The following is a 26,694-nucleotide window of genomic DNA, read 5'->3' as shown; positions in this document are numbered from 1 at the left end:
GCTCCGCGCATGAGCCGTGACACTCAAGGGATCGCGTGTCCTCGACAGTCCGTACAACCGCTCTGCTCTGTGCCGGCATGCTCGCACTCACCGCGTGCGGCGACGGCTCCGCCCAGAAGTCCGAAGGCAAGAGCGCAGACGGCTATCCCGTCACGGTCGCCTCCTGCGGCAAGGAGGCCGAGGTCCAGGCCCCGCCGCAGCGCGCCGTCTCCCTCGACCAGGGCTCCACGGAGATTCTGCTCTCCCTCGGTCTCGCCGACCGCATGGTGGGCACCGGCACCTGGACCGACCCGGTCCCGAAGAACCTGGAGAAGGCGAACGCGAAGGTCGAGCGGCTCGCCGACCGCTACCCCTCCCTGGAGAAAGTCCTCTCCAAGGAACCGGACTTCGTCAGCGCCTCCTTCCTCTACACCGTCGGCAAGGGCGGCGTCGCCGACCGTAAGAAGTTCACCGAACTCGGCGTGCCCGTCTACGTCTCGCCCACCGACTGCGCGGGCAAGGACAACGACGGCGGCGGCGACGGCAAACGCGTCAAGACCCTCACTATGGACACCGTCTACGGCGAAGTGCGCGACCTCGCGAAGGTGTTCGGCGTCCAGCGGCGCGGCGAGAAGCTGATCGCGGACCTGAAGGAGCGCGTCGCGAAGGCCACGGACGACATCAAGGCCTCCGACGCGACGCTCCTGTACTGGTTCGCCAACTCCGACGCCCCGTACATGGCGGGCTGCTGCGGCGCCCCCGGCATCATCACCCGCGAGCTCGGCGCGAAGAACGTCTTCGACGACACCCGCGAGGAGTGGCCCCAGATCAACTGGGAGACCGTCGCCGACCGCGACCCCGACGTCCTCGTCATCGGCGACCTCACCCGCAAGTCGCAGTCCGCGGAGAGCGCCGCGGCGAAGATCAAGTTCCTGGAGTCCAACCCGGCGACCAAGAACCTCACCGCCGTGAAGAAGAAGCGTTACGTACTCCTCAGCGGCCAGGCCATGAACCCCACGATCCGTACGGTCGACGGTATCGAGCAAGTGGCCGCCGGGCTGCGGAAGTTCGGGCTGGCGAAGTGAGCCCGGCCGCCCCCGCCGCCCGGCAGGGGCTGCTGTGGCTGGCCGGCGGCGCCGCGCTCGTCCTCTCGGTGGCGGTCGCCGTCACCATCGGCCCCGCCGACATCTCGGTCCCCGACGTCTTCTCGGCGCTCGCGGCACACCTCGGCTGGGGCGAGGCAGGGCTGACCCCCATCAGGGACGGCATCGTCTGGAACCTGCGGCTGCCCCGCACCCTGCTCGCCGCGGTCTGCGGCGCGGGCCTCGCGGTCTGCGGCGCGGTCATGCAGTCCCTGCTCCGCAACCCCCTCGCCGACCCCTTCGTGCTCGGGGTGTCGTCCGGGGCGTCCACCGGAGCGGTCGCGGTCGTCGTCCTCGGCGTCGGCGGGGGAGCGCTGTCGATCTCGGCGGGCGCCTTCGCGGGCGCGCTCTGCTCGTTCGCGCTCGTCCTCTTGCTGAGCCACACACTCGGCGGCACGACGGACCGCGTCGTGCTCTCGGGCGTCGCCGCGATGCAGCTCTTCTCCGCCCTGACGTCGTTCGTCATCCTCACCGCGGGCGACGCGGAGACCACCCGCGGCGTGCTGTTCTGGCTGCTCGGCTCGCTCAGCGGGGCGGACTGGACGGACGTATGGCTGTGCGCGGCCGTCCTCGCCGCGGTACTGCTCGTCTGCCTCGGTCACGCCCGTACGCTCGACGCCTTCGCGTTCGGCCAGGAGGCGGCGGCGACGCTGGGCGTACGCGTGGCCCGCACCCGCCTCATCCTGCTCTGCGTGACGGCGCTGCTGACCGCCGTCCTGGTCAGCTCGGCGGGCGCCATCGGCTTCGTCGGCCTGGTCCTGCCGCACGCGGCCCGCGCCTTCACCGGCTCGGGGCACGCCCGGCTGCTCCCGGTCACGGCGCTCACCGGCGCGATCTTCCTGGTCTGGGTGGACACCCTGGCCCGCACGGCCCTGGACCCGCAGGAGGTCCCGGTGGGCGTCGTGACGTCACTCATCGGCGTACCGGCGTTCGTGGTGGTGCTGTACCGGACGCGGAGGGTGACATGACGTACGGGACGGAGCACCGGGAAGCGGCGGTCGCGGCCACGGACGGCCTGCGCGCGGATCGTGTCACTCGCGAGGCGGGCGGCCGCCTCGTCGTCGACGGCGTGAGCCTCGCCCCGCCGCCCGGCGCCACGGTGGGCCTCCTCGGCCCCAACGGCTCCGGCAAGTCCACGCTCCTGCGCATCCTCGCCGGGGTCCTCGCCCCCGCCTCGGGGGTGGTCACCCTGGACGGCCACCCGCTCCCCGACACCCCGCGCCGCACGGTGGCCCGCCGTATCGCGGTGGTCGAGCAACATGCCTCCACACAGACCGAGTTGACCGTACGAGATGTCGTACGGCTGGGCCGCATCCCGCACCGCCGCGCCTGGTCGGCGCCCACGCCCCACGACGAGCAGGCGGTACGCGAGGCCCTGTCCCGCACCGGCCTCACCGAACGCGCCGCCCAGTCCTGGCACACGCTCTCCGGCGGCGAACGCCAGCGCGTCCAGATAGCCCGCGCCCTGGCCCAGGAACCCCGCGAACTCCTCCTGGACGAACCCACCAACCACCTGGACATCCAGCACCAGCTGGACCTGCTCTCCCTGGTCGCCGAACTCCCCGTCACCAGCGTGATCGCCCTGCACGACCTCAACCTGGCGGCGATGTTCTGCGACCACGTACTGATCCTGAAGGAGGGCACGGCGTACGCGGCGGGCACGCCGGCACAGGTGATCACGGAGAAGCTGATCGCCGAGGTCTACGGCGTACGCGCGGTGGTGACCCCGGGCGACCCCCCGTCGGTGCGCTTCCTGCGAAGCCGCGCGTCGCGCCCGCTCCAGCCGCGTACGACCGGCTCTTAACGCACGGTTGTCGACCCCGTGTAGGTTCACGATCACCCGAAGCCCCGAGAGAACCGCGAGAAAGGACGCCCTGCCGCGATGCCGACCCGGACTCCGAAGCCGCAGACGGTGATCGCCCACGTCAGCGACACACACATAGACGTGGGTGCCGACGACGGCGGCCGCAGCGTCGCCCGCACCCGCACGGTGATGGAGTACCTGAACGCCCTCCCGTACGACCTGGACGCGGTCATCGTCACGGGCGACATCGCCGACCACGGCACCCCGGAGGAGTACGAGGCGGCCCGCGAGCTCCTGACGACCCGCCACCCCCTCCTGACCTGCCCCGGCAACCACGACGACCGCGCGGCCTTCCGCGCACACCTGCTGGGCGAGCGGCCGACGACCTCCCCGGTCAACCACTCCTACACGACGGAGAGCTTCACCCTCGCCCTCTGCGACACCTCGGTCCCCGGCAAGCACCACGGCACACTGACGGACGAGACCCTGACGTGGCTGGCGAACACCCTGGCGAAGGCCCCGGCGGACGTACCGGCACTGATCGCCTTCCACCACCCGCCGGTCGCGCTGTACACGCCGTACGTGGACGAGATCCGCCAGTTCGACGAGACCCGCCTGGCCGCTCTGACGACCCGCCACCCCAACATCACGGCATTCCTGGCGGGCCACGCGCATACGCCCGCGGCGACGACGTTCGCGGGAAAGCCCCTCCTGGTCGCCCCCGGCGTAACGTCGACCCTCCGCCTCCCCTGGGAACCCCAGACCCACGCGACCCACCACGTACACAGGGACCTGCCTCCGTCAGTCGCCTTCCACGTCCTGGACGCAGAGGGCCGCCTGACGACGCATTACCGGCCGGTGCCGCTCGTATGACCTCCTTCGGAGCGGGGCAGCGTTTTTTCCTGACTGTAGCCCAGCATCCTGCGTCGTTTCGCCAGTCCCATGCCGCCCTTCTTCCCGCGACTCGGCCCCCTTGTTTGCCGTGCACGGATCTGCGTCCGGAGTGCCGCACCGATGCCGTGGAAGCTCGCAACTCCTGGCGCTTTCCTTGAGGTTGACCTGGAAGAGCAGCGGGACCCAAAGAGGAGTTCGGTCATGACCACGCGAAATTACGCCATGGCGCGAGAGCCGAAGGACGATGCGCGGACACAAGCCTCAATTCCCGACAACCTCGGTCGCTTTCCGCCATGCATGTGCCCGCGCTGCACGGACCGGGTCCGGACCTGACGCGGGAAGCACGGGAGAAAGCGCCCTCAGGATGTATCGACAGCGCCGTGCAATGCCAACTGCCCACACACGAGGGCAGTGACCACTATGGCTTTCTTGACGACCTGGAGTACGGCACAGCGCTGTGGCTCCGCTGGTATGGGAGTACTGAGGTGCGGCTGGTCGTACTGCCGGATTGCCCGGTGGTCGGCCCTTGGCCCGATGAAGAGGGCTGCTGCCTGTTCGCCGACCATGCGGAACAGCACACATGGCAGAACACCACAGAGGAGACTCGATCCGCCGCCGTCCACGAGGGGTAGCGGCACCCCCCCCGGGCGGCGACGGTCGACGACTGGCGAGGGCCGCTGCCCCGACCAGGGGGTAGCGGCCCTCGCAGCGTTTCGGGCACCGAGTCAGACGATGGAGCATCCGCCCCGGCTCGCCCGACCCCGCCTCTTAGATGTCGAAGTACAGCTCGAACTCATGCGGGTGCGGCCGCAGCTGGATCGGGGCGATCTCGTTCGTCCGCTTGTAGTCGATCCACGTCTCGATCAGGTCGGACGTGAAGACGCCGCCCGCCTGGAGGTACTCGTTGTCCGCCTCCAGGGCGTCGAGGACCGCGGGGAGGGAGGTCGGGACCTGGGGGACGCCCGCGTGCTCCTCGGGGGCCAGCTCGTAGAGGTCCTTGTCGATCGGCTCGGCCGGCTCGATCTTGTTCTTGACGCCGTCGAGGCCCGCCAGGAGCAGCGCCGAGAACGCCAGGTACGGGTTCGAGGACGGGTCCGGCGCGCGGAACTCGACGCGCTTGGCCTTCGGGTTCGAGCCCGTGATCGGGATGCGCATGGCCGCGGAGCGGTTGCGCTGCGAGTAGACGAGGTTGACCGGGGCCTCGAAGCCGGGGACCAGGCGGTGGTAGGAGTTCACCGTCGGGTTGGTGAAGGCCAGCAGCGACGGGGCGTGCTTGAGGATGCCGCCGATGTAGTAGCGCGCGGTGTCGGAGAGGCCCGCGTAGCCCTGCTCGTCGTAGAAGAGAGGGACGCCGTTCGACCAGAGCGACTGGTGGACGTGCATGCCCGAGCCGTTGTCGCCGAAGATCGGCTTCGGCATGAAGGTCGCGGTCTTCTCGTTGCGCCAGGCGACGTTCTTCACGATGTACTTGAAGAGCATCAGGTCGTCGGCCGCGGCCAGCAGCGTGTTGAACTTGTAGTTGATCTCGGCCTGGCCCGCCGTGCCCACCTCGTGGTGCTGGCGCTCGACCTGGAGGCCGTTCTTGTCCAGCTCCAGGGAGATCTCGGCACGCAGGTCGGCGAAGTGGTCGACCGGCGGGGCCGGGAAGTAACCGCCCTTGTAGCGGACCTTGTAGCCGCGGTTGTTCTCGACCGCACCGGTGTTCCAGGCGCCGGCCTCGGAGTCGATGTGGTAGAAGCTCTCGTTCGCCGACGTCTGGAAGCGGACGTTGTCGAAGACGTAGAACTCCGCCTCGGGGCCGAAGTACGCCGTGTCCGCGATGCCGGTCGAGGCCAGGTACGCCTCCGCCTTCTTCGCGACGTTCCGCGGATCACGGCTGTACTGCTCGCCCGTGATCGGGTCGTGGATGAAGAAGTTGATGTTGACGGTCTTGTCGCGGCGGAAGGGGTCCACACGCGCCGTCGACAGGTCGGCGCGCAGCGCCATGTCGGACTCGTGGATGGCCTGGAAGCCACGGATCGACGAACCGTCGAAGGCCAGCTCCTCGTCCGGGTCGAACGCCGCCGCCGGGATCGTGAAGTGCTGCATGACACCGGGCAGGTCGCAGAAGCGGACGTCGATGAACTTGACGTCCTCGTCCGCGATGTACTTCTTCGCGTCGTCGGCGTTCTGGAACAACATCCAACTCCTCCTACTCCCGCCCGGGGCGGGACGGGGTTGCAGCTCGTGGTGCGGCCAGTGCGGTGGCACACGCTGGGACCCGACCATAAGGACGGGGGATTTCTCAAGCATGACCCATTTGTTTCGCCGAAGTTAACCGGCCCGGCGGCGAGGGGAGCCCGCACCGGCCCCTGCCGCCCTCGTACACCTGACCCGAGCGTCCCCGTACGAAACCGGGCGCAGTACCGTGGACGGGTGGACAACAGGCAAGCAATCGGATCGTGGCTGTCCGGCCCGCGCGCGGCCGCGGAGGACGCCGGAGTCGACTTCGGGTACCGGGGCGAGCAGCTCGGCCTGCCGGAGGAGGGGCCGGGATCGATCGCGCGCCCCGGCCGCCGCATCGGCGCCATCGCCGTGGACTGGGGCCTTTGCATGCTGATCGCATACGGTCTCTTCGCCCGCGGTGACCAGCAGGCCATGGGCAACTGGGCCCTCGGCATCTTCTTCGTCCTGAGCGTGCTGACCGTGGGCACGGTCGGCTGCACGCCGGGCAAGGCCCTGTTCCGGCTGCGTGTCGTCGCCGAGGGCGGTGGCAGGCTCGGCATCGGGCGCGTGCTGGCCCGCAGCGTCCTGTTGTGCGTCGCCATCCCCGCCCTGATCTGGGACCGCGACGGCCGCGGCCTCCACGACCGCCTCGCCCGTGCCGTGCAGGTCAGGATCTGACCGGAACGACGCCTGACCTACGACGATGAAGGCCCCGGAACCGCATCGGTTCCGGGGCCTTCATCGTCGTAGGTCAGGAGGGAGAAGGACTACCGTGCCTTCGGGCCGCCCCGCGGCATCCGCATGCCCTTCGGCATCGGACCCTTGGGGAGGGGCATGTTCGACATCAGGTCGCCCATCGCCCGCAGCCGGTCGTTGGTCGCCGTCACCTGCGGGCCCGTGAGGACCCGCGGCAGCTTCAGCAGCGTCGTGCGCAGCTTCTTCAGGGAGACCGTGTCCTCGGTGGTGCCGACGATGACGTCGTGCACCGGGACGTCCGACACGATGCGCGCCATCTTCTTCTTCTCGGCGGCCAGCAGGCCCTTCACCCGGTTCGGGTTGCCCTCGGCCACCAGGACGATGCCGGCCTTGCCCACGGTGCGGTGCACCACGTCCTGACTGCGGTTCATCGCGACCGCGGGGGTCGTCGTCCACCCGCGGCCGATCTTGTCGAGCACCGCGGCCGCCGCTCCGGGCTGGCCCTCCATCTGTCCGAAGGCGGCACGCTCGGCCCTGCGTCCGAAGACGATCGCCATCGCGAGGAAGGCGAGCAGGAAGCCGAGAATGCCCAGATAGACCGGGTGACCGATCAAGAAGCCGATCGCGAGGAAGACACCAAAGGTGACGATTCCCACAGCCGCGATGATCAGACCGATTTTGGAGTCGGCCCGTCGGGTCATCTTGTAGGTCAGAGCGATCTGCTTGAGTCGCCCTGGCTCCGCGGCCGCATCCGCCGCGGTGGTTTCCTTCCTCGCCATGTCGTGAAGTCTACGTGGCCCCGGGCCCGACTACGACGTGCGGGTTGCCACGCCCTCCTCGAAGACCCGCAGCGCCTCGACCCGGTCCTTGGCGCGACGGCGGTCCTCCAGCACGGAAGTCCAGGCGTTGCGGCGTGCGGTGCGCTGGCCGCCGCTCATCAGCAGCGACTCGACGACGCGCAGGGCGTCGGTGACGGACGGGATGGCGGTGGCGCGTACGGGCGCGGCCTGCATGATGGGCCCTCCTGGGGAAGCGGCTCGGGGGAGGAGCGGCTATGGGTGAGGCTGGGGCAATGTGCGGGGGTATGGCTCAGGTCAAAGCTGTACGTGCGGTGACTCCAGGGTCACTGATTGGTGTTACCAGGGCGTGACCGAACGGTCAAACGCCGATGAAACCTTGACGCCTCGCCCCAAAACGCCGACGCGGCCCGTACGCCCCGTTCACCTGCGGGGATCGCACGAACCGCGTCGTTGCGGGTTCTACTAACCAGTAGCTCCTTGTGCGCGGATTCACACAGTGCCCGCGCGAACGGCATGTGCCGGTGTCACACCGCCTGCGAGGCCACGTACGCCCCGCGCTTCTCGATCGCCATCTGGTACAGGCGGCCGGCACGGTACGAGGAGCGGACCAGCGGGCCCGACATGACACCCGAGAAGCCGATCTCCTCGGCCTCCTCCTTCAGCTCCACGAACTCCGCGGGCTTGGCCCAGCGCTCCACCGGGTGGTGGCGCGGGGTGGGGCGCAGGTACTGCGTGATGGTGATGAGCTCGCAGCCCGCCTCGTGCAGCGCGTGCAGCGCCTGGCTGATCTCCGCGCGCTCCTCGCCCATGCCGAGGATGAGGTTCGACTTGGTGACCAAGCCGGCCTCGCGGGCCCGCGTGATGACCTCCAGCGAGCGCTCGAAGCGGAAGCCGGGGCGGATCCGCTTGAATATGCGCGGCACCGTCTCCACGTTGTGCCCGAGGACCTCGGGGCGCGAGGAGAAGACCTCGGCCAGCTGGTCCGGGTCGGCGTTGAAGTCCGGGATGAGCAGCTCGACCTTGGTCTGGCCCTCGGCGCGGTCCGCGGTCATCGCGTGGATCTGGCGCACCGTCTCGGCGTACAGCCAGGCGCCGCCGTCGTCGAGGTCGTCGCGGGCGACACCGGTGATCGTGGCGTAGTTCAGGTCCATCGTGACGACGGACTCCCCGACGCGGCGCGGCTCGTCGCGGTCGAGGGCCTGCGGCTTGCCGGTGTCGATCTGGCAGAAGTCACAGCGCCGCGTGCACTGGTCGCCGCCGATGAGGAACGTCGCCTCGCGGTCTTCCCAGCACTCGTAGATGTTCGGACAGCCCGCCTCCTGGCAGACCGTGTGCAGCCCCTCGCTCTTCACGAGTTTCTGCAGGGCGTTGTACTCGGGGCCCATTTTCGCCCGGGTCTTGATCCACTCGGGCTTGCGCTCGATGGGGGTCTGGGCGTTCCGGACCTCCAGGCGCAGCATCTTGCGTCCGTCGGGTGCGACTGCGGACACATCGGCTCCCTGTTAGCTGGCGTATCTTCGATTCATCGGCGCACCCAAGGGTACGCCCGTTATTTCACGGGGCTTACTTCCGGCCAACCTCTGGCCAGAGGAGAGCATTCCCTCAGGATCCGGCGGGTTCGGCCTGCTTCTCCGCCTGCCGTTCCACGACCCGCGGCTTCAGCTCCGCGTTCTCCAGCACGTCCCGCAGATGCCGCTCCGCGACGGGCAGCACGTCGGCGATGGTGATCTCGCGGCCCAGCTCGTACGCGAGGGACGTGACGCCCGCGTCGCGGATGCCGCACGGGATGATCCGGTCGTACGACGTGTTGTCCGGGTTCACGTTCAGCGAGAAGCCGTGCATCGTCACGCCCTTGGCGACGCGGATGCCGATCGCGGCGATCTTGCGGTCCTCGCGGCGCTGGCCCGCGTTGGACGGGGCGTACTCCGGGCCGTTGAACCGGGGGTCGAACTCGTCGTCCGTCAGGCGCGGGTCGAAGTCCAGGGAGAGGCCGCCGAGCGCGGGGCGCTCCGCCACCGGATCACCGAGAACCCATACGCCGCTGCGGCCCTCGACACGCGAGGTCTCCAGGCCGAACTCCGCACACGTTCGGATAAGAGCCTCCTCCAGGCGCCGTACATGTGCTACGACGTCCACCGGGCGCGGCAGCTTCTGGATCGGATAGCCCACGAGCTGGCCGGGGCCATGCCAGGTGATCTTGCCGCCGCGGTCCACGTCGACGACGGGCGTGCCGTCCAGCGGGCGCTCGCTGTCCTCGGTGCGCCGGCCCGCGGTGTAGACCGACGGATGCTCCACGAGCAGGCAGGTGTCGGGCACCTCGTCGGCGAAACGGGCCGCGTGCACGCGGCGCTGCTCGTCCCATGCCTCCTGGTACTCCACGGCGTCCGGGCCGAAGCCCATACGGACGAACCGAAACTCACTCACGGCAGGTGCCTCCCTGAACATTCACCGTGCACATATCGCGCCCCTGCCACTGTACGGGCCACCTCCGGAGGCAACTCGGGCCCGGGTTCCTCACACGATCGGATGAACAGCTGGAGAAGGCGCATCCACGGGCTGTGATGGCCGTTACATTCGCGCCGTTCACGAGGCCATAAGGGCTGCTCAAGGCAGGCCCGGAAGGCAGGAGACCGCACAGCCGATGACGGAACGACCCCCGCAGCGCACTCCCAACCGCCAGCTAGCCGCGCTCATCTCGGAAGCCGGGTTCTCCAATGCGGGCCTCGCGCGCCGCGTCGACCAGCTCGGCCTCGAACACGGCCTCGACCTGCGCTACGACAAGACGTCCGTGACCAGATGGCTGCGCGGCCAGCAGCCCCGAGGCACCACCCCCGCGCTGATCGCCGAGGTCTTCACCAGACGCCTCGGGCGGCGCCTGTCCGCCCAGGATCTCGGACTCGACGCGTGCGCGCCGGTCTACGCGGGCCTTGAGTTCGCCGCCACTCCCGAGGAAGCCGTCGACATCGTCGGCGGTCTGTGGCGCAAGGACTCCGGCAGCCACGCCGAACTGCGGAAGATCGCGTTCACCCCGGCCGGGCTCGTCGTGCCCAGCAGGGACTGGCTGATCGGCCGGGCCGACGAGCGCGTCGGGCGCGGGGAGACCGATCCCGGCCATGTCCGCGTGCCCGCCCAGGGCCGCCCCGGCGTGCCCCGCCTGCGCAGGGAGTCCGACCGCGGACCCGGACAGCGCGTCACCAACGGCGACATCGCGGCGCTGCGCTCCGTCGGCGAGCTGTTCCGCGCGCTCGACAACGCCTACGGCGGCGGCCACGCCCGCCAGGCCCTCGTCCGCTACCTGGAGCACGAGGCCGAGCCGATGCTCCGCGGGACCTACGGCGAGCAGGCCGGGCGGCGGCTCTTCGCGGCCGCCGCCGACCTCACCCGCCTCGCGGGCTGGACCTCGTACGACATCGCGGCCCACGGGCTCGCCCAGCGGTACTTCGTGCAGGCGCTGCGCCTCTCGCAGGCGGCGGGCGACCGGGCGTACGGCTCCTACGTGCTGGTCACGATGAGCCGCCAGGCCGTCTACCTCGGGCACGGACGCGAGGCCGTGCAGCTCGCGCGCGTGGCCCAGCAGGGCGTCGGCTCCTCGGCGCCGCCCGTCGTGCAGTCCCTGCTGTACGCCGCCGAGGCGCGCGGGCACGGCGTGCTCGGCGAGGCGCGGGCCTGCACGGCTTCCCTGATGCGGGCCGAGCGGTCGCTCGAAGCGTCCCGGCCCGGCGACGAGGTGCCGCACTGGGCGCGGTTCTTCGACGAGGCGCAGCTGGCGGACGAACTCGGGCACTGCTACCGCGACCTCCAGCAGTACCGCCTCGCCGCCCAGCACGCCGAGCGCTCGCTGCAACTGCGCGCGCCCGGCTTCGCGCGCAGCCGCCTGTTCTGCCGGGTGGTGCTCGCCACCGCGCGCCTCGGCCTCGGCGAACTGGAACAGGCCTGCCAACTCGGCGCGGAGGCGGCGCAGGCGGCGGGTGACATGCGCTCCGTCCGGGCCCATGAGTACGTACGCGAATTCGAGCGCCGCCTGGAGCCGTACCGGGACGCGGCGCCGGTGCGGGGGTATCGCGACAGGGTCGCGGCTCTCGGGTGACCGGGGGCCGCGGCGGGCAGGGAGAAGCCCCCGCGTGGGGGTACGGGGGCTTCCGGGACGTGGTCTCAGGGGTGGGGTCTCACAGGCCGGTGGGGTCTCTTGGGCCGGTGGGGTCACTTGGGCCGGTGGGGTCTCTCAGGCCGCGGCGGGCAGGGCGTCCTGGGCGTACGCCGGTGCGATGCCGAAGTCGGTGAGTACGGCGTGCGCCGCGCGGCGGCCCGAGTGCAGGGCGCCCTGCACGGTGCTGGTGTCCCGGTGGTCCCCGCAGACGTAGAGCCCCGAGAGCAGGCGGACCGGGCGGCGCGGGTCGTGCGGCGGCGGCATCGCGGGCACGGCCTCGCGGGTGTGATGGGCGGCGAGGAGTTCCCAGCGGTCGGTCGGGGTGCCGTACAGCGTGGCGAGGTGCGCGCGGACCGTCCGCTCGTCCGGCGGCGGGCCGAGCACCGTCGAGGAGACGAGGACGCGGTCGGCGGGCGCGCGCGAGGGGTCGACCCGGCTGATGACGGACGTGTGGGCGACCGGGCCCGCGCGGTCGGCGTCCAGGAGCAGCGCGGGACCGTCGAGGGGCGGTTCGGGGGCGGTGTGGTGAAACACCGTCAGCTCGTGGAAGGGCGGTACGCGCAGGCCGGGCAGCAGCTCGGCGGCGGCGCGGGCGTCGGTGGCGAGCAGTACGGCTCGGCAGGCGATCTCGCCGTGCTCGGCGGTGGTGACGGACGTGGTGGCCACCGAGGTGACACGCACCCCCGTGCGGACGGTGCCCGGCGGCAGCGCGGCGGCGAGCAGCTCGGGCAGGACCTCGGCGCCGCCTTCCGGTATGGAGAGCCGGCCGCGCGCGAAGGCGTGCAGGGCGAGGTCGGCGCACCGGCTTGAGGTGGTCAGGCCGGGGTCGCAGAGCAGGGCGGAGAGCAGGGGGCGCAGGAAGCCGTCGATGGTGCGGGCGGGCAGCCCGCGCGCGGCCAGGGCGCGCGCCGCCGGGAGTTCGGGGCGGGACAGCAGACGCTCGACGGGGGTCGCCGCGAGGCGGGCGAGCGCGGCGCCGAGCCGGGCCTGGTCGAGGGGACCGCCGAGCGGGGCGGCACCGCGGGACGCCGTGCCGGGGGCGGACCGTACGGACCGCGGCACCCGGGGGGCGCTCGCGAGGGCGCGCGCCGCCGTGAGTGCGCCCCTTGCGCTCCGTCCGGGGAGCGGTTCGGCCGCGCGGTGGTGGCGGCCGTCGCTGTGCACCAGCAGGCCGGGGGCGAAGGGACGCAGGACGAGCGAGTCGAGACCCGGCGTGCGGCGCAGCTCCGGGTACGAGGTGGTGAGCAGCTGCCCGATCCTGTCGAGCCGGAAGCCGTCGACCTTCTCGGTCGACATACGGCCGCCGACGTAAGGGGCGGCCTCCAGGACAACGGTCGTTACACCGGCGCTGGTCAGCCGATGCGCGGCCGAGAGCCCCGCGGCCCCGGCCCCCACGATGACGACATCCGCATGGTGCGCTGGCTCTAGCACGTGCCCCTCCCAGAGGTCGCGCGGCTGGTGGGGAGCTGATGCCCCCGACGAGGCTCCGGAATCCCCGGCTTCGGGACGAGGGTAGGAGCGGGCCGGGCCGGCGGCAGTCGCGCACGCACCGGGCACGGTCGCACGCCGGTCGCACGCGGCGAGATCCTCAGGGCCCCTTCACCTCAGGGCCGCCCGCAGCGTCTCCTCGATGCCGGGGTACGTGAACGTGAAGCCGGAGTCCAGCAGGCGCCTCGGCACAACCCGCTGGCTCGCGAGGACGTCGCCGGCCATCTCGCCGAGCACCAGCCGCAGCGCCGGAGCCGGTGCCGTGAGGAGCGTCGGCCGTTTCAGCACCCGCCCCATCGCGGCCGTCACCTCGGCGTTGGTGAGCGGATCGGGTGCCGTGAGGTTCACCGGGCCCGACAACGACTCCGTGTCGAGGAGATGGCGCAGCGCGGCGACCTCGTCGTGCAGGGAGATGTAGCTCCAGTACTGCCTGCCGTTGCCGAGGCGGCCGCCGAGGCCCGCCTTGAAGAGCGCGAAGAGGCGCGCCCAGGCGCCGCCCTCGCGCGCCACCACCAGGCCGGTGCGGGCGACGACGGTACGGATGCCCGCCCGCTCGGCGACCGAGGTGGCCGCCTCCCACTCCACGCACAGCGACGGCAGGAACCCCTCCCCGGCGGGGGCGCTCTCGTCCACCGCGCGCTGACCGGTGTCTCCGTAGTAGCCGATCGCACTGGCGTTCAGGAACACCCGGGGCGGTACGTCGAGCGAGGCAGCCGCGGCGGCGAGTGTGCCGGTGCCCAGAACCCGGCTGTCGCGCAGCTCCCGCTTGTACGCGTCCGTCCAGCGGTGGTCGCCGATGCCCGCGCCCGCGAGGTTGACGACCGCCGTGCAGCCCGTGAGGCCCACCGTGTCGACGTACCCCTCCTCGGCGTCCCAGCGCACCTCGTCCTTGCCGTGGGGTGCTCTGCGCACCAGCCGGACCACTTCGTGCCCGTCCTCGGCGAGAGAGCGTGTGAGCGCGGCGCCGATGAGCCCGGAGGCGCCGGCGACGGCCACCCGATGACGCTGCTGCTGTGTGGGTTCCATGGGTCCATCCTGCCTCCGAACGGCGTGGCGGGCCCTGTCGCTGGACGCGTTGGCGCACGGCCGGGAAAGCCCGGTGGGCGGGGCGGGCGCCGCCGTACAGTGGCGCCATGACGGACATGCACATACGTACCGCGCTGCCCGAGGACGACGACGCCCTCGCCCGTCTCGACCGCGCCGCGTGGTCCACCCTGCACGCGGTGCAGCCCCGCCCCGAGCCTCCCTACGAGCCCTTCTTCAGCGACCGGTTCGGCCCCCACGACCACCTCGTCGCCGAGCTGGACGGGCGGCTCGTCGGCTATGTGAAGCTCGGCTTCCCCACCCCGCTGATCGTCAACGCCCACGTCCGCCAGATCCAGGGCTTCCTCGTCGCCGAGGACGTACGCGGCACGGGGGTCGGCAGACGGCTGATCCGGGCGGCCATGGACGAGGCGCGCAGGCAGGGCGCGGTCCGCATCACGCTGCGGGTCCTCGGGCACAACACCCCGGCCCGCAAGCTCTACGAAACGGAGGGCTTCGTCATCGAGGGCGTGCTACCGGGCGAGTTCCTGCTGGACGGCGAGTACGTCGACGACGTGCTGATGGGCCGTCCTCTGTGACCCCCGGAGGTCCCCGCGGTCTGCCGGGACCCCGCACCCGACGGACCGGCTCGGCGTGCGGTGTCCCCGCGTGCGTAGGAGCGTGAAGAGATGATCAGGGCTGCGGCCAGACGGCGCGACGCGGAGCAGCGCGACTGGTTGCTGCGCGGTACACCGCCCCCGCCGTGGCTGCGCTGGCCCCCGCCCCTGCTCCTGGTCGTGATCGCCTGCCTCCAGTTGATCACCCCGAAGACGGTGGACCTGACCTTCCTGGTCGCGGCGGCCCCGCCGCTGGCCGCCCTGTCGTACGGGCCCGCCGCCACCGCGCTGCTCGGCGGCACGGTGGTCGTGCTGCTCTCGCTGCCGGGCTTCGGGCTCGGCCGTCCCGGCAACAGCGACGAGCTGACCATCGCCTTCATCGCCCTGCTCAGCGTGGTCTTCGCCTGGGTGCGCAGCCGCCGCGAGGCCCAGCTCGTCACAGTCCGCACGGTCGCCGAGGCGGCCCAGTTCGCGGTCCTGCCGCCGCTGCCGGAACGGGTCGGGCGCGTGCGGTTCGCGGGCCTGTACCAGGCGGCGCAGCACGAGTCGCTGGTCGGCGGCGACTTCTTCGACGTACGCAGGGGGCCGGGCGTCGTACGGGCCCTCATCGGCGATGTGCAGGGGCACGGGCTGGCCGCCGTCGGCACGGTCGCCGCGCTGCTCGGCGCCTTCCGCGAGGCGGTTCTCGACCAGCCCGACCTGGAGGGCGTCGCGGGCCGCCTCGACCGCAGGCTCGTGGTCGACTCGGAGGGCGACGAGCACGCCGAGCTGTTCGCCACGGCCGTGCTGCTGGAGTTCCCCGACGACTCCTCCGTCGTCCGCGTCGTCTCCTGCGGCCATCCGCCGCCGTTGTTGCTGCGCGGCCCCGAGGTCACCGAGCTCCCGGTGGCGTCAGGCCCTCCGCTCGGCCTCGGCATCGCGGGCCTGGCCCCGCCGGAACAGCTGACGGTGCCGCTGCTCGCGGGGGACCGGCTGTTCGGCCTGACCGACGGGGTGAGCGAGGCGCGCGACGCGTCCGGCACGTTCTATCCGCTGGCCGACCGGATCAGCGAGATGGTGAAGGCGGACCCCGCGGCCCCGGACGACCCGGCCGGCCTCACGGAGCGGGTCTGGTCGGACGTGGTGCGCTACGCGGGGACGGTACGGGACGACGTGACGATGATGGTGTTCGCCCCGGAGGAGGAGGCTCCGGAGAGGGACGCCCGTGGGGAGGAGGCTGCGGAGGCGGACGCCGGTGGGGAGGAGGCTGCGGAGAGGGACGCCCCGGAGGGGGAGGCTCCGGGCCCGGAGCCGGCCGGCTAGAGCCGGGCTCGGTGCCGCGGTGCCTCACGATGCGTGGGCGCCGGGTGCCGCGGTGCCTCACGATGCGTGGGCGCCGGGTGCCGCGGTGCCTCACGATGCGTGGGCGCCGGGTGCCGCGCCGTCTGGCGGCCTGTGGCTCGGCGCCCGACCGTCTTACGATCCGTGGGCTGGTTGCCGCGCCGTCTCACGATCCGGGTCTGACGGTTGTGGCTCGGTACCGCGCCGTCTCACGACCATGGGCCCGCCGCCGCGCCGTCTCACACCTCGTGGGCCTGGTTCCGCGCGGTTTCACGACCCGTGGGCCGGGCGCCCGTGCCGTTTGGCGGTACGTGGCCCGGCACCTCCGGTGCTGCGCCGTCTGAGGACGCGTGGCTTGTTGTCGCGCTGTCGCGATGCGGGTCTGGTGGCCCGTGGCTCGGCGCCGCGCCGTGTCGCGCCTCGTGGGTCCGGCGGCCCCCGTCTGGCGGCCTGTGGCTCGGCGGCGCGCCGTCACGATCCGGGTCTGACGGCCCGTAGCTCGGGGCCGCGCCGTCTCGCGTCTCGTGGGCCCGGCACCGCGCCCTCTCACGCCCCGTGGGCCCGACGGCCGCGCCGTCTGGCGGCCTGTGGCCCCGGTACCCCCGGCACTCCCTGCGCTGCGCCCTCTCACCACCCAGGGCCCATGAGCCGGTCGAGGCACCGTACCGCGAGGTCCGCGGGGGAGTTGGGGCCCGTGACATCCTCGTCCGTCTCCGACCAGGTCTCCAGGGCGATCCGGATCGCGGCGGTCGCTGCGGCCGCGGCGAGGCGGACCTGGAGCGGGCTCGCCCCCTGACTCGTCCCCTGGCCTGCCCCTCGGCCCGCGCGTTCGGCCACGACGGGTCGGAGTTTCTCTTCGGACTCCTGGTTCACGCGGTACCAGACGGCCCGCAGCGCCGGGTCCCCCGCGGCGGCGCGCAGCAGGCCGCGCACCTGACGCAGTCCCTCCGCCGCCGCCTTGTCCGGCGCGGCGAGCACCTCACGGACCGCTGCCCGCAGGGCGTCCGGCAGGGCCGCCCGCGGCTCCGCCGTGGCCAGCAGCGCCCGCCACCGCTCCCCGCCGACGGCGAGCAGTGGTCCCACGGCGTCCTGTTTGGCGCGGAAGTACCGGTAGAAGGTGCGCAGCGCGACCCCGGCCCGGTGCGCGATGGCCTCGGCCGTGGTGCCGTCGGTCCCGTGCGCGGTGAACAGTTCGGCCGCCGCGTGTGCGATCTCCAGCTGCGTGGCCAGCTTGCGGCGCTCGGTGAGGGTCAGGGGCTGTGTGCTCACCCCGGCAGACTACGCGGCCCACTCCCGCGTATTGGCATCGCGGGCCTTACTGGCACATTGTGCCAGTCGGGCGTAATGTGAACGACGTACCCGGGGAAGCGCGCCCCGGGCAAGCGAGCGGAGCCGAGAGCTCCGGAAGTGGGAGTACGACAATGCAGACCCTGAACCGTTACGAGGCACGCCGCGCCCTGGTCACCGGCGGCGGCTCCGGCATCGGACAGGCCACCGTGCTGCGCATGCTGGCCGAGGGCGGCAGGGTCGTCGCCGCCGATGTCAGCGAGGACGGGCTCAAGGACACCGTCGCCAAGGCGGGCGCGGACGCGGAGCGCCTCACCACCGCCGTCGTGAACATCGCCGACGAGGCCTCGGTCCGCGCCGGTGTCGCCACCGCCACGGCCGCGCTCGGCGGCCTCGACGTCCTGGTGAACGCCGCGGGCATCCTGCGCTCCTCGCACACCCACGAGACCACCCTCGACGCCTTCAACCAGGTCATCGCCGTCAACCTCACCGGCACCTTCCTGATGATCCGCGAGGCGATACCCGCACTGCTCCAGGGCGAGGGCTCCGCTGTCGTCAACTTCAGCTCGACCTCGGCGATGTTCGCCCACCCGTACATGGCGGCGTACGCGGCCAGCAAGGGCGGCATCCAGTCCATGACGCACGCCCTCGCCGCCGAGTACGCGAAGCAGGGCATCCGGTTCACCGCCGTACAGCCCGGCTCCATCTCCTCCGGGATGACGGACGGCTCGGGTGCGAGCCGGCAGAGCCTTGGCCCCGGCCTGCCCGAGAACGCCGACATGAGCCTGTTCGTGAAGCTGGCGCCCGCCCTCGGCCAGGGCTTCGCGGGCCCGGAGACCGTCGCCTCCGTCGTCGCGATGCTGGCCTCGGACGACGGCCGCTTCATCACCGGCACCGAGGTGCGGATCGACGGCGGCACGCACTACTGAGCCGCATGTTCCGGGCTCAGTCGGCCATGAAGCGACCCCACAGCTTCGGATAGCGCTGCGCCATCACGGCGTCGTCCTCGAAGTCGACGGGCGTGCCCACCGGCTCGGGCGGCGCGGGCAGGATGCCGAGGTCCGGTGCGACGAGGCCGGTGAGCTGCTCGTACGCCTCATCGGCCGCGTAGCCCAGCTCTTCGCCGTCGCCGTCGAGCTCCTCGTCGAAGTCGTCCAGGAGATCGGCGAGCGCGTCGGGGTCGTGCAGCGCGCCCTCGAAGACCTCCCGGCCCTGGCCGATCAGCCAGCACCGGAAGAAGTCGAAGGCGTCGTCGCTCGCGCCGCCGAGCAGCACCCAGGAGGCACCCCACAGGTCCCAGCGGTAGGCGCGGTTGTACCGGGCCTCGAAGTGGCGGGCGAAGTCGAGGACGGCGTCCGGGTCGTACCCCAGCAGTCTCTCGACGAGCAGCTCGGCGTGGTCCTCGGGGTCGCCGCCGGCGGCCTCGCGGGTGCTGTCCACGATCTCCCAGAACTCCGTCTCGTCCATCACGGGTCCAGCATCGGGCCTGCGGAGTGGGGGCGCATGCGGAGTGCGCCGGAATGCGGCTGTCTCGTTATGCGCGCACATGCCCTTGGAAAAACCGACAGGAGTTGTCTTCTTTCGGTGGAAGCCTCAAGGACATGGAGACCACACAGCAAGCAGGCGACCCCGCACAGCCCCTGACCGGGAAGACCGCCCTCGTCGCCGGTGCCACGCGCGGCGCCGGGCGCGCCATGGCCGTGGAACTGGGCCGCGCCAAAGCCACCGTCTACGTCACGGGACGCACCACGCGCGAGCGCATCAGCGAGGTCGGCCGCCGTACCGAGACCATCGAGGAGACCGCCGAGCTGGTCGACGCCGCGGGCGGCACGGGCATCGCCGTGCCCACCGACCACCTGGAGCCCGCACAGGTCGCGTCCCTCGTCGAGCGGATCGACCGTGAGCAGGGCCGCCTGGACATCCTCGTCAACGACATCTGGGGCGGCGACCTCCACGTCGAGTGGGACAAGAAGATGTGGGAGCACGACCTCGACAAAGGGCTGCGCGTCCTGCGCCTCGGCGTCGAGACCCACATCGTCACCAGCCGGTACGCGCTGCCCCTGCTCATCAGGAACCCCGGCGGCCTGGTCGTCGAGGTCACCGACGGCACCGCTGAGTACAACGGCCCGAACTACCGCAAGCCCTTCTACTACGACCTCGCCAAGGCCGCCCCGCTGCGGATGGCCCGCGGCCTCGCCGAGGAGGTCGCCGAGTACGGCTGCACGGCCCTCGCGCTGTCCCCCGGCTGGCTGCGCTCCGAGGCCATGCTCGACACCCACTTCAAGGTGACCGAGGAGAACTGGCGGGCGGGCTGCGAGCAGAACCCGCACTTCGCGATCTCCGAGACGCCCACCTTCGTCGGCCGGGCGCTCGTCGCCCTCGCCGCCGACCCCGACGTGGCGCGGTACAACGGCGCGTCGCTCTCCAGCGGCGGTCTCGCCAAGGAGTACGGCTTCACGGACATCGACGGCTCCGCGCCCGACGCCTGGCGGTACATCACGGAGGTCGACCAGGAGAGCGAAACGGCGGACGTCACCGGCTACCGGTAGAGCTGCCGGTAGAACTACCGGTAGGGCTACCGTAGAGCGCCGCCGAGCGCGCCGCCGCCTCCGCGAACCGCTCGCGCAGCGCGGCCGGCTCCAGCACCTCCACCTCCGGGCCGAGCGCCATGAGCTGCGTATACGCCACGTCGTCGCTCTCGACGGGCAGGGTGACCGTCACCCTGCCCGACGCGTCGGGCTCACCGGCGCCGGCCATGGCCTCCCGCGCCACCGCCCGGTCGGTGGCGTGCGGCAGCTGCCGCACACCCGCCTCGGTGAGCCGCACCACGACCTCCGCCCGCAGGATCGCCCGCGCGAACTGCGCGGCCCGCTCCTCCCAGAAGGCCGGCAGGTCGAACTCCTCGTCCCGTACGAAGCGTTCCTCACCGACGGCGATCGCGGTGAACCGGTCGATGCGGTACACGCGGTACGCCCCGGAGCCGGGGGAGTCGGGCACCCGCGCGCTCAAGTACCAGACGCCCGCCTTGAGCACGAGGCCGTACGGCTCCAACTCCCGCTCCACCTCGGACTCCTGGCGGCGGTAGCGGGCGGTGATCCGCCGGTCGTCCCATACCGCGTCCGCGACGGCGGGCAGCAGCTCGGGCGCGGGCGCCTCCTTGAACCAGCCCGGCGCGTCCAGGTGGAACCGCTGCGAGGCGCTGCGCGGGGCGTCCCGCAGCGAGGGCATAAGCGCCGCCGACACCTTCAGGCGGGCCGCCGAGGCCGCGTCCTCAAGGCCCATCTCCCGCAGCGCGCCCGGCACCCCGGAGAGGAACAGCGCCTCGGCCTCGCTGCGGCCCAGCCCGGTGAGCCGCGTGCGGTAGCCGCCGATGAGCCGGTAGCCGCCGGTCCGCCCCCGGTCGGCGTAGACGGGTACGCCCGCCTCCGACAGGGCCTGCGCGTCCCGCGTGACGGTCCGCTCCGACACCTCCAGCTCGGCGGCCAGCTCGGCGGCGGTCATGGAGGGCCGTGACTGGAGCAGAAGCACCATCTTGATGAGGCGGGCAGCGCGCATGACCCCATGATGCCGTCCGCACACGCAGGTGCGGGCCCCCGCCGACAGCAGGGACCCGCACCGGTGTACCGCGTGCTTACAGGCCGTACTTGGCCCGCGCCTCCTTCACCGCGGACGCGGGCACCTCGCCCCGGCGGGCGAGCTGCGCGAGCGCCGCGACGACGATCGACTCGGCGTCGATGCCGAAGTGGCGGCGGGCCGCGTCACGCGTGTCGGACAGACCGAAGCCGTCGGCGCCCAGCGACGAGTAGTCCTGCTCGACCCACTGCGCGATCTGGTCCGGGACCTGGCGCATGTAGTCGGAGACGGCCAGGACGGGACCCTGGGCGCCCTCCAGCGCCGTACGGATGTACGGGGTGCGCTCCTCGCCGCGCAGCAGCGCCTCGTCCGCCTCCAGGGCGTCACGGCGCAGCTCCGTCCAGGACGTCGCGGACCACACGTCGGCGGCCACGCCCCACTCCTCGGCGAGCATCTTCTGGGCGGCCAGCGTCCAGTGGATGGCCGTACCGGAGCCGAGCAGCTGGATGCGCACGGCGGTGGGGGCACCTCCCTGGTCTAGCGGAGCCGAGAGCTTGGGGGACGCGGGGGAGAGCCCCGCCGACTCCGCCGTGTTGAAGCGGTAGAGGCCGCGCAGGATGCCCTCGTCGACGCCCGCGGGCTTCGCGGGCTGCGGCATCGGCTCGTTGTAGACCGTGAGGTAGTAGAAGACGTTCGGGTCCTCGCCCGGCAGCGCCTCGCCGTACATGCGGCGCAGACCGTCCTTGACGATCGCCGCGATCTCGTACGCGAACGCCGGGTCGTACGTCAGCGCGGCCGGGTTGGTCGCCGCGATCACCGGCGAGTGGCCGTCCGCGTGCTGGAGGCCCTCACCCGTCAGCGTCGTACGGCCGGCGGTGGCGCCGACGAGGAAGCCGCGGCCGAGCTGGTCGCCGAGCTGCCACATCTGGTCGGCGGTGCGCTGCCAGCCGAACATCGAGTAGAAGATGTAGAAGGGGATCATCGCTTCGCCGTGCGTCGCGTACGACGTGGACGCGGCGATGAAGTCCGCCATCGAACCGGCCTCGGTGATCCCCTCGTTGAGGATCTGGCCGTCCTTGGCCTCCTTGTAGTACATCAGCTGGTCGCGGTCGACCGGCTCGTACGTCTGGCCCTTCGGCGAGTAGATGCCGAGGGACGGGAAGAGCGACTCCATGCCGAAGGTGCGCGCCTCGTCGGGGACGATCGGCACCCAGCGCTTGCCGGTCTCCTTGTCGCGTACGAGGTCCTTGACCAGGCGTACGAACGCCATGGTCGTCGCCACGCTCTGCGAGCCGGAGCCCTTGTCGAAGGAGGCGAACGTCTTGTCCGCGGCGGCCGGCAGCGGGGCCAGCGGCTGCGTGCGGCGGGCCGGGGCCGGGCCGCCGAGGGCCGCGCGGCGCTCCTGGAGGTAGCGGACCTCGGGGGAGTCGGCGCCGGGGTGGCCGTAGGGCACCTGGCCGTCGACGAACGCGCTGTCCGGGATCGGCAGGTCCAGCAGGTCCCGCATGTCCTTGAACTCGTCCACCGTCAGCTTCTTCATCTGGTGGTTGGCGTTCTTGGACTCGAAGCCCTTGCCGAGGGTGAAGCCCTTGACCGTCTGCGCGAGGATCACGGTCGGCGCGCCCTTGTGGGTGAGCGCCGCGCGGTAGGCCGCGTACACCTTGCGGGCCTCGTGGCCGCCGCGCGAGAGGTGGAAGCACTCGCTGATCTTGTCGTCGCTGAGCAGCTTGCCCAGCTCGACGAGGGCGGGCTCGGCGCCGAAGAAGTGCTCGCGGATGTAGGCGGCGTCGCGCGTCGCGTACGTCTGGAACTGCGCGTCCGGCACCTCGCGCAGGCGCCGGACCAGGGCGCCGGTGGTGTCGAGCTGGAACAGCTCGTCCCAGGCGTTGCCCCACAGGACCTTGATGACGTTCCAGCCGGCGCCGCGGAACTGGGCCTCCAGCTCCTGCACCACGCGGAAGTTGGCCCGGACCGGGCCGTCGAGACGCTGGAGGTTGCAGTTGATGACGTACGTGAGGTTGTCGAGACCCTCACGCGCGGCCAGTGCGAGGGCCGCCGTCGACTCGGGCTCGTCCATCTCGCCGTCACCGAGGAACGCCCACACGTGCGAGGCGGAGACGTCCTTGATGCCGCGGTTGGTGAGGTAGCGGTTGAAGCGCGCCTGGTAGATGGCGGAGAGCGGGCCCAGACCCATCGAGACGGTCGGGAACTCCCAGAGCCAGGGCAGGCGGCGCGGGTGCGGGTAGGACGGCAGGCCGTCGCCGCCCGACTCGCGGCGGAAGTTGTCGAGCTGCGCCTCGTTCAGACGGCCGTCGAGGAAGGCGCGGGCGTAGATGCCCGGGGAGGCGTGGCCCTGGATGTAGAGCTGGTCGCCGGAGCCGGCGGCCTCGCCGGACTCCTTGCCCTTGAAGAAGTGGTTGAAGCCGGTCTCGTACAGCCAGGCCGCCGACGCGAAGGTCGCGATGTGGCCGCCGACGCCGTGCTTCGAACCGCGGGTGACCATCGCGGCCGCGTTCCAGCGGTTCCACGCGGTGATCTTCCGCTCCATCTCCTCGTCGCCGCCCGCTTCCTCGATGGAAGGCTCGGCCGCGGTGGGGATGGTGTTGACGTAGTCGGTCTCAAGGAGCTTCGGCAGCGCCAGGCCCGCGCCCTCGGCGCGCTCCAGCGTGCGGCGCATCAGGTACGCGGCACGGTGCGGCCCGGCCGCCTGCGTAACGGCGTCCAGGGAGGCCTGCCATTCGGCGGTCTCCTCGGGGTCGCGGTCCGGGAGCTGGTCGAGCTCGCTCGGCTGGATTGCGGAGGGGTCGGTCATTGCGCCGCCTTCCTGAGTCGGAGGGGGTCCCCTGTTCGGTAAGGGGTGGGGGTGCCCGTTGTCTTTGGCAGGACAGGGCGTGAGGCTCTGGTGAGAGCCATCGACGACTGTAAGCCCGTGATCGATGATCGATCAAAGCGTTGAGCGAAAAACTTGCCCTGATATCGAAAGTCGGCATCCGGTGCCAGCAAAGTGGGCACGCGGTGCCTTCGATGTGACGGGTTTACGCAGGTGGGAGCACGTCTGCGGGCCCGCGGCCACGGATGAGCACCGGCTCAGGCACGCGGCGCGCAGCCGAGGACGTGGGCCTTCACCAGCTCCGCGATGGCGGGATCGCGCCGCCGGAACGCGGACACCAGCGCCTCGTGCTCCTCCGCGTACGACTGCTGGACCGTGCCCAGCCAGCGGATCGACAGGGCGGTGAAGACCTCGATGCCGAGGCCCTCCCAGGTGTGCAGCAGGACGGAGTTGTCCGCGGCCCGCACCAGCTCCCGGTGGAAGGCGACGGTGTGCCGCACCTGCCCGGTGCCGTCCGAGGCCCGATCCGCCTCGTAGAGGGCGGCGACATGGGGCTCCAGGGCCGTGCAGTCCTCGGCCAGCCGCTCGGCCGCAAGCTCGGCGGCGATCGCCTCCAGGCCCGCCCGCACGGGGTAGCTCTCCTCCAGGTCGGCGGCGGTCAGGTTCCGTACGCGGACGCCCTTGTTGGGCGCGGACTCGATGAGCCGCAGCGTCTCCAGCTCGCGCAGCGCCTCACGCACCGGGGTCTGCGAGACCTCCAGCTCCACGGCGATCCGCCGCTCCACGATGCGCTCGCCCGGCTTCCAGCGCCCGCTGACGATCCCCTCCACGATGTGCTCGCGGATCTGTTCGCGCAGCGAGTGAACGACGGGCGCGGTCATGAGAGCTCCTCCGGCAGGGGCTGCGGACCCCAAAGGGCGTGTGACCCCTAGACAATACGGCGACGCCCCCGTCCGGATAACTCCGGACGGGGGCGTACGTGCTGATGAGACGAGTGTTACAGCCTCACCGGCGCCGGTACTACAGGCCGAGCTCGACCTCGAACTCGCCGGCTTCCAGGATCGCCTTGACGGCGGTCAGGTAGCGGGCGGCGTCGGCTCCGTCGACCAGGCGGTGGTCGTAGGAGAGCGAGAGGTACGTCATGTCCCGCACGGCGATGGTCTCGCCGAGGTCGGGGTGGTTGATGACGACCGGGCGCTTGACGGTGGCTCCGATGCCGAGGATGGCGGCCTGGTTCGGCGGCACGATGACCGTGTCGAACAGGGCGCCGCGCGAGCCGGTGTTGGAGATGGTGAAGGTGGCCCCCGACATGTCGTCCGGGGTGAGGCCGCCGCCGCGGGCCTTGCCGGCGAGCTCGGCGGTCTTCTTGGAGATGCCGGCGATGTTGAGGTCGCCCGCGCCCTTGATGACCGGGGTCATCAGGCCCTTCTCGGCGTCGACGGCGATGCCGATGTTCTCCGCGTCGAAGTAGGTGATGGTGCCTTCGTCGTCGTTGATGCGGGCGTTGATGACCGGGTGGGCCTTCAGTGCCTGGGCGGCGGCCTTGACGAAGAACGGCATCGGGGACAGCTTGACGCCCTCGCGGGCGGCGAAGGCGTCCTTGGCCTTGGCGCGCAGCTTCATCAGCTTGGTGATGTCGACCTCGACGACCGAGGTCAGCTGGGCCTGCGAGTGCAGGGCCTTCATCATGTTGTCGCCGATGACCTTGCGCATGCGGGTCATCTTGACCGTCTGGCCGCGCAGCGGGGACGTCTCCAGGGCCGGGGCCTTGGACGCGGCCGGGGCGGCGGGGGCGGCGGCCGGTGCCGGGGCGGCCTGCTTGGCCTCGGCGGCGGCGATGACGTCCTGCTTGCGGATGCGGCCACCGACGCCGGTGCCCTTGACCTCGGAGAGGTTCACGCCGTTCTCGGAGGCGAGCTTACGGACCAGGGGGGTCACGTAGGCGCCGTCGTCGGCCGGAGTGGACTGCGCCGGGGCGGCGGGAGCCTGAGCCGGGGCCGCGGGCTGGGCCGGGGCCGGGGCGGCAGCGGCGGGCTGCGCCGGGGCGGCGGGAGCGGCAGCCGGAGCGGCGGGGGCCGCCGGAGCCGGAGCCGGGGCCTCCTGCTTGGGGGCCTCCTGCTTGGGGGCCTCCTGCTGCGCGGGGGCGGCCGGGGCCTCCTCCTTGGCCGGGGCCGGGGTGGCACCGGGCGCGCCGACGACGGCGAGCTTGGCGCCGACCTCGGCGGTCTCGTCCTCGCCGACGACGATCTCCAGGAGCACGCCCGCCACCGGCGAGGGAATCTCCGTGTCGACCTTGTCCGTCGAGACCTCAAGGAGGGGCTCGTCGGCCGCGACCTCCTCGCCGACCTCCTTCAGCCAACGGGTGACGGTGCCCTCGGTGACGGACTCACCGAGCGCGGGCAGAGTGACCTCGGTGCCCTCGGCGGAACCGCCGGACTGGGCGGGGGCCTGCTGCTGGGGGGCCTCCTCCTGCGCGGGGGCGGCCGGGGCCTCCTCCTGCGCGGGGGCGGCCGGGGCCTCCTCCTGCGCGGGGGCGGCGGGGGCCTCGGCCTGCGCCGGGGCGGCCGAACCGCCCGCGTCGCCGGAGCCGTCGTCGATGACGGCCAGCTCGGCGCCGACCTCGACGGTCTCGTCCTCGGCGACCTTGATGGAGGCCAGGATGCCGGCGGCCGGGGAGGGGATCTCGGTGTCGACCTTGTCGGTCGAGACCTCGAGCAACGGCTCGTCGGCCTCGACGCGCTCGCCCTCAGCCTTCAGCCAACGGGTGACAGTGCCCTCGGTGACGCTCTCGCCGAGCGCCGGAAGGGATACGGAAACCGCCATGGTTTCAGTTGCTCCTTACAAAAGATTGGGGCCTCCCCTGCTCGAGCGTAGTCGAGAGCTTGGGGA

23 protein-coding genes are annotated in these 26,694 nt (G+C 71.7%); 10 read left to right on the top strand and 13 right to left on the bottom strand.

The window, feature by feature from the left end; all coding sequences use genetic code 11:
- Window positions 1-77 precede the first annotated feature (77 nt).
- The 4 genes from ACOBQB_RS20125 to ACOBQB_RS20110 all read left to right on the top strand — a co-directional run bounded on the left by ACOBQB_RS20125 (window position 78) and on the right by ACOBQB_RS20110 (window position 3,798).
- Complete coding sequence (locus ACOBQB_RS20125) at window positions 78-1,064, top strand: ABC transporter substrate-binding protein (protein ID WP_423593557.1); 987 nt, start codon at window positions 78-80, stop codon at window positions 1,062-1,064.
- A complete protein-coding gene (locus tag ACOBQB_RS20120) occupies window positions 1,061-2,089 on the top strand; it encodes a FecCD family ABC transporter permease (protein WP_423593555.1) in 1,029 nt (342 codons plus the stop codon). Before ACOBQB_RS20125 ends, ACOBQB_RS20120 begins: the two co-directional genes overlap by 4 nt.
- Entirely contained in the window at window positions 2,086-2,925 is an 840-nt protein-coding gene (locus tag ACOBQB_RS20115; RefSeq protein ID WP_423593553.1) for an ABC transporter ATP-binding protein, read from the top strand. Before ACOBQB_RS20120 ends, ACOBQB_RS20115 begins: the two co-directional genes overlap by 4 nt.
- Before the next feature lie 78 nt (window positions 2,926-3,003).
- Window positions 3,004-3,798 carry a metallophosphoesterase gene (locus tag ACOBQB_RS20110; RefSeq protein WP_423593551.1) on the top strand — a complete coding sequence of 265 codons (795 nt, stop codon included), beginning with the start codon at window positions 3,004-3,006 and terminating at the stop codon, window positions 3,796-3,798.
- A gap of 789 nt (window positions 3,799-4,587) precedes the next feature.
- On the opposite strand, the gene glnA is transcribed toward ACOBQB_RS20110, so the two are convergent.
- Entirely contained in the window at window positions 4,588-5,997 is a 1,410-nt protein-coding gene (glnA, locus tag ACOBQB_RS20105) for a type I glutamate--ammonia ligase (RefSeq protein WP_392136434.1), read from the bottom strand.
- A gap of 237 nt (window positions 5,998-6,234) precedes the next feature.
- Here glnA and ACOBQB_RS20100 point away from each other — a divergent pair, with 237 nt between their 5' ends.
- Window positions 6,235-6,702: an RDD family protein gene (locus ACOBQB_RS20100; protein WP_423593549.1), complete on the top strand. Its 468-nt coding sequence runs from the start codon at window positions 6,235-6,237 to the stop codon at window positions 6,700-6,702.
- Between the two features lie 89 nt (window positions 6,703-6,791).
- Here the strand turns inward: ACOBQB_RS20100 and ACOBQB_RS20095 are convergent, their stop codons facing one another.
- The 4 genes from ACOBQB_RS20095 to lipB all read right to left on the bottom strand — a co-directional run bounded on the left by ACOBQB_RS20095 (window position 6,792) and on the right by lipB (window position 9,944).
- The gene (locus ACOBQB_RS20095) at window positions 6,792-7,499 is read right to left on the bottom strand and encodes a DUF4191 domain-containing protein (protein ID WP_423593547.1); all 708 of its coding nucleotides are present in this window, start codon (window positions 7,497-7,499) and stop codon (window positions 6,792-6,794) included.
- Window positions 7,500-7,529: 30 nt separating this feature from the next.
- Entirely contained in the window at window positions 7,530-7,733 is a 204-nt protein-coding gene (locus ACOBQB_RS20090) for a hypothetical protein (protein WP_205039248.1), read from the bottom strand.
- A 311-nt stretch (window positions 7,734-8,044) separates the two neighbouring features.
- Window positions 8,045-9,010: a lipoyl synthase gene (locus ACOBQB_RS20085; protein ID WP_423593545.1), complete on the bottom strand. Its 966-nt coding sequence runs from the start codon at window positions 9,008-9,010 to the stop codon at window positions 8,045-8,047.
- A 112-nt stretch (window positions 9,011-9,122) separates the two neighbouring features.
- The gene (gene lipB / locus ACOBQB_RS20080; protein WP_423593544.1) at window positions 9,123-9,944 is read right to left on the bottom strand and encodes a lipoyl(octanoyl) transferase LipB; all 822 of its coding nucleotides are present in this window, start codon (window positions 9,942-9,944) and stop codon (window positions 9,123-9,125) included.
- 217 nt (window positions 9,945-10,161) lie between these two features.
- Here lipB and ACOBQB_RS20075 point away from each other — a divergent pair, with 217 nt between their 5' ends.
- Window positions 10,162-11,607: a regulator gene (locus tag ACOBQB_RS20075; RefSeq protein WP_423593543.1), complete on the top strand. Its 1,446-nt coding sequence runs from the start codon at window positions 10,162-10,164 to the stop codon at window positions 11,605-11,607.
- Window positions 11,608-11,742: 135 nt separating this feature from the next.
- Here the strand turns inward: ACOBQB_RS20075 and ACOBQB_RS20070 are convergent, their stop codons facing one another.
- Both ACOBQB_RS20070 and ACOBQB_RS20065 read right to left on the bottom strand, forming a co-directional pair.
- Entirely contained in the window at window positions 11,743-13,098 is a 1,356-nt protein-coding gene (locus ACOBQB_RS20070; RefSeq protein ID WP_423593541.1) for an NAD(P)/FAD-dependent oxidoreductase, read from the bottom strand.
- Window positions 13,099-13,266: 168 nt separating this feature from the next.
- Window positions 13,267-14,181, bottom strand: a complete 915-nt coding sequence (locus tag ACOBQB_RS20065) for a TIGR01777 family oxidoreductase (RefSeq protein WP_423593540.1) — start codon at window positions 14,179-14,181, stop codon at window positions 13,267-13,269.
- A gap of 107 nt (window positions 14,182-14,288) precedes the next feature.
- Between ACOBQB_RS20065 and ACOBQB_RS20060 the strand changes: the two genes are divergently transcribed.
- Together ACOBQB_RS20060 and ACOBQB_RS20055 are read left to right on the top strand one after the other, a co-directional pair.
- Window positions 14,289-14,777: a GNAT family N-acetyltransferase gene (locus ACOBQB_RS20060; RefSeq protein WP_423593538.1), complete on the top strand. Its 489-nt coding sequence runs from the start codon at window positions 14,289-14,291 to the stop codon at window positions 14,775-14,777.
- A 90-nt stretch (window positions 14,778-14,867) separates the two neighbouring features.
- Window positions 14,868-16,097 carry a PP2C family protein-serine/threonine phosphatase gene (locus ACOBQB_RS20055; protein WP_423593537.1) on the top strand — a complete coding sequence of 410 codons (1,230 nt, stop codon included), beginning with the start codon at window positions 14,868-14,870 and terminating at the stop codon, window positions 16,095-16,097.
- A gap of 645 nt (window positions 16,098-16,742) precedes the next feature.
- Here the strand turns inward: ACOBQB_RS20055 and ACOBQB_RS20050 are convergent.
- Window positions 16,743-17,384 carry a TetR family transcriptional regulator gene (locus ACOBQB_RS20050; protein ID WP_423593536.1) on the bottom strand — a complete coding sequence of 214 codons (642 nt, stop codon included), beginning with the start codon at window positions 17,382-17,384 and terminating at the stop codon, window positions 16,743-16,745.
- A gap of 152 nt (window positions 17,385-17,536) precedes the next feature.
- On the opposite strand from ACOBQB_RS20050, the gene ACOBQB_RS20045 reads away from it, so the two are divergent.
- Complete coding sequence (locus ACOBQB_RS20045; protein ID WP_423593534.1) at window positions 17,537-18,331, top strand: SDR family NAD(P)-dependent oxidoreductase; 795 nt, start codon at window positions 17,537-17,539, stop codon at window positions 18,329-18,331.
- A 16-nt stretch (window positions 18,332-18,347) separates the two neighbouring features.
- Here ACOBQB_RS20045 and ACOBQB_RS20040 read toward each other — a convergent pair whose 3' ends face one another.
- Entirely contained in the window at window positions 18,348-18,869 is a 522-nt protein-coding gene (locus tag ACOBQB_RS20040) for a DUF4240 domain-containing protein (protein ID WP_423598605.1), read from the bottom strand.
- Window positions 18,870-19,003: 134 nt separating this feature from the next.
- Between ACOBQB_RS20040 and ACOBQB_RS20035 the strand changes: the two genes are divergently transcribed.
- Window positions 19,004-19,951: an SDR family oxidoreductase gene (locus ACOBQB_RS20035; protein WP_423593533.1), complete on the top strand. Its 948-nt coding sequence runs from the start codon at window positions 19,004-19,006 to the stop codon at window positions 19,949-19,951.
- On the opposite strand, the gene ACOBQB_RS20030 is transcribed toward ACOBQB_RS20035, so the two are convergent.
- The 4 genes from ACOBQB_RS20030 to sucB form a co-directional block, all read right to left on the bottom strand.
- Window positions 19,935-20,957 carry a helix-turn-helix transcriptional regulator gene (locus ACOBQB_RS20030; protein ID WP_423593531.1) on the bottom strand — a complete coding sequence of 341 codons (1,023 nt, stop codon included), beginning with the start codon at window positions 20,955-20,957 and terminating at the stop codon, window positions 19,935-19,937. The genes ACOBQB_RS20035 and ACOBQB_RS20030 overlap by 17 nt on opposite strands.
- A 76-nt stretch (window positions 20,958-21,033) precedes the next feature.
- Window positions 21,034-23,787, bottom strand: a complete 2,754-nt coding sequence (aceE, locus tag ACOBQB_RS20025) for a pyruvate dehydrogenase (acetyl-transferring), homodimeric type (protein ID WP_423593529.1) — start codon at window positions 23,785-23,787, stop codon at window positions 21,034-21,036.
- 275 nt (window positions 23,788-24,062) lie between these two features.
- Entirely contained in the window at window positions 24,063-24,686 is a 624-nt protein-coding gene (locus ACOBQB_RS20020) for a GntR family transcriptional regulator (RefSeq protein WP_423593527.1), read from the bottom strand.
- 139 nt (window positions 24,687-24,825) lie between these two features.
- On the bottom strand, window positions 24,826-26,628 hold the full coding sequence (sucB, locus tag ACOBQB_RS20015) for a 2-oxoglutarate dehydrogenase, E2 component, dihydrolipoamide succinyltransferase (RefSeq protein ID WP_423593525.1): 1,803 nt from the start codon (window positions 26,626-26,628) through the stop codon (window positions 24,826-24,828).
- Window positions 26,629-26,694 lie beyond the last annotated feature (66 nt).

Origin of the sequence: Streptomyces sp. G5(2025), from assembly GCF_049542075.1 — a bacterium.
Lineage (GTDB): Bacteria > Actinomycetota > Actinomycetes > Streptomycetales > Streptomycetaceae > Streptomyces.
This window is presented reverse-complemented; position numbering and strand designations above follow the sequence as displayed.

Coding starts and splice junctions, on each gene's coding strand:
- ACOBQB_RS20125 (WP_423593557.1), top strand. CDS start 78: ATGCTCGCACTCACCGCGTGCGGCGACGGCTCCGCCCAGAAGTCCGAA.
- ACOBQB_RS20115 (WP_423593553.1), top strand. CDS start 2,086: ATGACGTACGGGACGGAGCACCGGGAAGCGGCGGTCGCGGCCACGGAC.
- ACOBQB_RS20110 (WP_423593551.1), top strand. CDS start 3,004: ATGCCGACCCGGACTCCGAAGCCGCAGACGGTGATCGCCCACGTCAGC.
- ACOBQB_RS20095 (WP_423593547.1), bottom strand. CDS start 7,499: ATGGCGAGGAAGGAAACCACCGCGGCGGATGCGGCCGCGGAGCCAGGG.
- ACOBQB_RS20090 (WP_205039248.1), bottom strand. CDS start 7,733: ATGCAGGCCGCGCCCGTACGCGCCACCGCCATCCCGTCCGTCACCGAC.
- ACOBQB_RS20075 (WP_423593543.1), top strand. CDS start 10,162: ATGACGGAACGACCCCCGCAGCGCACTCCCAACCGCCAGCTAGCCGCG.
- ACOBQB_RS20065 (WP_423593540.1), bottom strand. CDS start 14,181: ATGGAACCCACACAGCAGCAGCGTCATCGGGTGGCCGTCGCCGGCGCC.
- ACOBQB_RS20060 (WP_423593538.1), top strand. CDS start 14,289: ATGACGGACATGCACATACGTACCGCGCTGCCCGAGGACGACGACGCC.
- ACOBQB_RS20055 (WP_423593537.1), top strand. CDS start 14,868: ATGATCAGGGCTGCGGCCAGACGGCGCGACGCGGAGCAGCGCGACTGG.
- ACOBQB_RS20045 (WP_423593534.1), top strand. CDS start 17,537: ATGCAGACCCTGAACCGTTACGAGGCACGCCGCGCCCTGGTCACCGGC.
- ACOBQB_RS20040 (WP_423598605.1), bottom strand. CDS start 18,869: ATGGACGAGACGGAGTTCTGGGAGATCGTGGACAGCACCCGCGAGGCC.
- ACOBQB_RS20035 (WP_423593533.1), top strand. CDS start 19,004: ATGGAGACCACACAGCAAGCAGGCGACCCCGCACAGCCCCTGACCGGG.
- ACOBQB_RS20030 (WP_423593531.1), bottom strand. CDS start 20,957: ATGCGCGCTGCCCGCCTCATCAAGATGGTGCTTCTGCTCCAGTCACGG.
- aceE (WP_423593529.1), bottom strand. CDS start 23,787: ATGACCGACCCCTCCGCAATCCAGCCGAGCGAGCTCGACCAGCTCCCG.
- ACOBQB_RS20020 (WP_423593527.1), bottom strand. CDS start 24,686: ATGACCGCGCCCGTCGTTCACTCGCTGCGCGAACAGATCCGCGAGCAC.
- sucB (WP_423593525.1), bottom strand. CDS start 26,628: ATGGCGGTTTCCGTATCCCTTCCGGCGCTCGGCGAGAGCGTCACCGAG.